The sequence below is a fragment of the Aeromicrobium sp. CnD17-E genome, from assembly GCF_024124745.1.
In the GTDB taxonomy this organism is placed as follows: Bacteria; Actinomycetota; Actinomycetes; order Propionibacteriales; family Nocardioidaceae; genus Aeromicrobium.
The window spans coordinates 1-4,213 of the sequence record NZ_JAMXRU010000167.1 but is presented as its reverse complement, the minus strand read 5'-3'; the positions used below and the strand labels follow the sequence as shown (position 1 = coordinate 4,213).

The 4,213-nt window shown below is 72.3% G+C and carries 4 protein-coding genes; 2 read left to right on the top strand and 2 right to left on the bottom strand.

Annotation, left to right across the window (positions count from 1 at the left end; genetic code table 11):
- The first annotated feature begins 219 nt into the window (after window positions 1-219).
- Entirely contained in the window at window positions 220-1,659 is a 1,440-nt protein-coding gene (locus tag NH339_RS17515) for an NCS2 family permease (RefSeq protein ID WP_253027282.1), read from the top strand.
- Window positions 1,660-1,752: 93 nt separating this feature from the next.
- Here the strand turns inward: NH339_RS17515 and NH339_RS17510 are convergent, their stop codons facing one another.
- Together NH339_RS17510 and serC are read right to left on the bottom strand one after the other, a co-directional pair.
- Window positions 1,753-2,274: a gamma carbonic anhydrase family protein gene (locus NH339_RS17510; protein WP_253027281.1), complete on the bottom strand. Its 522-nt coding sequence runs from the start codon at window positions 2,272-2,274 to the stop codon at window positions 1,753-1,755.
- A 132-nt stretch (window positions 2,275-2,406) separates the two neighbouring features.
- Window positions 2,407-3,516 carry a phosphoserine transaminase gene (gene serC / locus NH339_RS17505; protein ID WP_253027280.1) on the bottom strand — a complete coding sequence of 370 codons (1,110 nt, stop codon included), beginning with the start codon at window positions 3,514-3,516 and terminating at the stop codon, window positions 2,407-2,409.
- 101 nt (window positions 3,517-3,617) lie between these two features.
- Between serC and NH339_RS17500 the strand changes: the two genes are divergently transcribed.
- The coding region (locus NH339_RS17500; RefSeq protein ID WP_253027279.1) for a methylmalonyl-CoA mutase family protein at window positions 3,618-4,213 on the top strand (596 nt) is incomplete at its 3' end.

Below are 4,213 nucleotides of genomic sequence, written 5' to 3'. Positions count from 1 at the left end.
GACGCCGGCGGCCGCGACGACGCCGAGCGCCCCGGCGCCGACCGAGCTGGGCCGCCCGTGGTTCGCGGTGGCCGTCGGCGGTCTCGCGGTCCTCCTGCTCGCCGCGTTCGGCGTGTGGATCACGCGCCGCGACGACGACTGACCGGACCCCGACGACCGGACGTCCACGGGACGGGGACGGCTCCGGGCCGGACGTCGCGGTCTGGCATGCTGCGGGCCATGACGACCGTGCTCGAGCGCCACTTCAAGATCGCCGCCCGCGGCTCCAGCGTCGGCCGGGAGGTGCGTGGCGGTGTCGTCACGTTCCTCACGATGGCCTACATCATCGTGCTGAACCCGATCATCCTCGCCGGCGTCCCGGACGCCGACGGCAACTTCCTCGGCGGTGGCAGCGAGCCGGGGTCGGGCTTCACGACCATCGCCGCGTGCACGGCGCTCGCCGCCGGCGTGCTGAGCATCCTCATGGGCGCGGTCGCGAACTTCCCGCTGGCGATCGCCACGGGCCTCGGCCTCAACGCGTTCGTCGCCTACTCCGTCGCGTCGCAGATGACGTGGGCCGACGCCATGGGCCTGGTCGTCATCGAGGGTCTCGTGATCCTCCTGCTCGTGCTGACGGGCTTCCGGAAGGCGGTCTTCGATGCCGTCCCCGCGCAGCTCAAGACGGCGATCGCCGTCGGCATCGGCCTGTTCATCACGCTCATCGGCCTCGTCGACGCCGGGTTCGTGCGCACCACCGGCAACGCCGCCCCGCCGATCGGGCTGGGCATCGGCGGCGAGCTGGCCGGCTGGCCCGTGCTCGTCTTCTGCCTCGGCCTGCTGCTCATGATCGCCCTGCACGCGCGCGGCGTGCCCGGCGCGATCCTCATCGGCATCCTCGCGACCACCGTGCTCGCCGGTGTCGTGCAGGCGATCACCGACACCCCCGGCGGCGGTGGCGACCCCACCTCCAAGGGCTGGAACCTCAACGTCCCGTCGCTGCCCGACACCATCGTCCAGACGCCCGACTTCAGCCTGCTCGGGCAGTTCTCCCTGCTGGGGTCGTTCGAGCGCGTCGGCGTCGTCGCGGCGTCGCTGCTGGTCTTCACCCTCCTGCTCGCCGACTTCTTCGACACCATGGGCACGATGACGGCGATCGGCGCCGAGGCCGGCCTGAACGACGAGGGCGGCTCGCCCGAGGGCGCCCAGCGGATCCTCGTCGTCGACTCCATCGCGGCGGCTGCCGGCGGCGCGGCAGGCGTCTCGTCGAACACGTCCTACATCGAGTCCGCGGCCGGCGTCGGCGACGGTGCGCGGACCGGTCTGGCGAGCATCGTCACCGGGGCGCTGTTCCTGCTGGCCACGTTCTTCGCGCCACTGGTCCAGCACATCCCGAACGAGGCGGCCGTCCCCGCCCTCGTGCTCGTCGGCTTCCTGATGATGTCGCAGGTGACGGGCATCAGCTGGGACGACCCCGACATCGCCATCCCGGCCTTCCTCACCATCGTCCTCATGCCGTTCACCTACTCCATCACCGCAGGCATCGGCGCCGGCTTCATCGCCTGGGTGGTGCTGCGGGTGACGCGCGGCCGGATCGCGTCCATCCACCCCCTGATGTGGGTCGTGACGGCGCTGTTCGTCATCTACTTCGCCATCGACCCGATCACCCGCTGGCTGACGTGAGTCGGCGGTTTACCACGGTCCCGTGGTAAACGTCGTCCTCCCACGGCATGCTTCCCGGGGGAGGACGACGTCTGCCCAGGGAAGACAGGTCAGTCAGTCGACGACGTGACCGCGACGGTGGAGCTCGCGGTGCTCCTCGTAGATCCGCGCGTTGCGGTGAAGTCCTTCCACCTCGTCGTCGGTGAGCTCTCGGCGCACCTTGGCCGGCACGCCGGCGACGAGCGACCGTGGCGGCACTTCCATGCCCGCCGTCACGAGAGCGCCCGCGGCGACCAGGGACTCACGCCCGATGACGGCGCCGTTCATCACCACGGCGCCCATCCCGATGAGGCAGTGGTCCTCGACGGTGGCGCCGTGCACGACGGCGTTGTGGCCCACGGAGACCCCCTCGCCCAGCAGCACAGGCATCCCGCGGTCGACGTGGAACGCGCACCCGTCCTGGACGTTCGAGCGGGCGCCGATGGTGATCGGCTCGTTGTCCGCCCGCAGCACCGCGGAGTACCAGACGCTGGCTCCCTCGCCGAGCACCACCGATCCGACCAGCGTCGCGTTCGGCGCCACGAAGGCGGAGTCGGGGACGTCGGGACGGCGGCCGTCCCCCAGGTCGATCAGCATGGGCCGACACTAATCGATCCGTCGTCGACCCCTGCGGTACGGCGACTTCCCGCGGCAAGGGTCGTCCTCCCCCGGGAAGCATGCCGCGGGAGGACGACGTTCACCACGGGACCGTGGTAAACCGCTCGGACGTCAGAGACGCTCGACGACCCAGTCGATGCAGGCGGTGAGGGCGGTGACGTCGTCGGGCTCGACGGCGGGGAACATGCCGACGCGCAGCTGGTTGCGGCCGAGGCCGCGGTAGCCGTCGAGGTCGACGACGCCGTTCTCGCGGAGGACGCCGGTGAGGTCCTTCTGGGGGACCGACGCGTCGAGGTCGATCGTGCCCACGACGAAGGAGCGCTCGGTGGGGGCGGTCACGAACGGCGACGCGAAGGTCGAGGCCTCCGCCCACTCGTACAGACGGGCGCTGGAGTCGCGGACGCGCCGTGCCGCGAAGTCCATGCCGCCCTGCTCGTTCAGCCAGCGCACCTGCTCGTCGAGCAGCACGAGGGTGGCCACGGCGGGCGTGTTGTAGGTCTGGTCCTTGCGCGAGTTCTCGATCGCGGTGGGGAGGTCGAGGAAGGCGGGCACGTAGCGGCCCGAGGCGGCGATCCGCTCCGCCCGCTCGACGGCGGCGGGCGACATGACCGCGATCCACAGCCCGCCGTCGGACGCGAACGACTTCTGCGGTGCGAAGTAGTACACGTCGGTCTGCGCGAGGTCGACCGACAGCCCACCCGCGGCCGACGTCGCGTCGACGAGCACGAGGGCGTCGGGGTCGGCGTCGGGCACACGCTCGACCGGCACCATGACGCCGGTGGAGGTCTCGTTGTGGGCCCAGGCGTACACGTCGACGTCGGGGTTCGCGCGGGGCAGGGGGTGGGTCGACGGCGGCGACTCGAGCACGTCGGGGTCCTGGAGGAACGGGGCCCGCGCGGCGGCCGTCGCGAACTTGCGGCTGAACTCGCCGTGCACCAGGTGCTGGCTGCGACGCTCGACCAAGCCGTGCACGGCGGCGTCGAAGAAGGCGTGCGAGCCGCCGAGGCCGAGCACGACCTCGTAGCCGTCGGGCAGCTCGAGCAGGTCGCCGAGACCGCGTCGCACGGAGGCGACGACGTTCTTCACCGGCGCCGCCCGGTGCGACGTGCCGAGCAGCGACGACCCGGTCGCGGCGAGCGCCGCGAGGGCCTCGGGGCGGACCTTCGAGGGGCCCGAGCCGAATCGTCCGTCCTGGGGCAGCAACCTGGCGGGGATCTTCACCACCCCATCCTCTCAGCCCTCCCAGGGCCGCTCCAGCCCCCCACCGTCGGGTTCGTCACATGAGGTGGCCGGGCTCACACGCCCGCCCTACGATGCCCCCTATGGCATCCGACCTCGGCTCCGGCGTGGGCCCCGAGGCAACGGTCGCTGTCCCCCTCGCCGACGGTGTCGCCCCCGACGTCGCCGCCTGGGAGAAGGCCACCGCTGCTGTCCTGCGCAAGACCAAGAAGCTCGCCGACGACGCCCCCGACGCCGACGTGTGGGGTCTGCTGACCCGCCGCACGCTCGACGGCATCGGCGTGACCCCGCTGGGCACCCCGGCCCTCACGGCCGACCTGCCGGGGACCGGGCTCCCGGGCCAGGCGCCCTTCACGCGCGGCAGCGCGGCGACCCGCGAGCTCGACGGCTGGGACGTGCGGGCCTGGTTCACCGACCCCGACCCCGACGTCACCGCCGAGCAGGTCGTCACCGACCTCGAGAACGGTGCCAACTCGCTGTGGCTCAGCGTGGGCGACGGCGCCGTGCCGACCAGCGCGCTCGCCCGCGTCCTGGAGCCGGTCTTCGTCGACCTCGCGCCCGTCGTGGTGGAGGACCCGACCGACCCGCTCGCGGCCGCCCAGGCGCTCGACGCCGTGCTCGACGACAAGGCCGTGGCGCCCGCGCCGGGCACCAGCTACGGCGCCGACCCGCTCGGCGC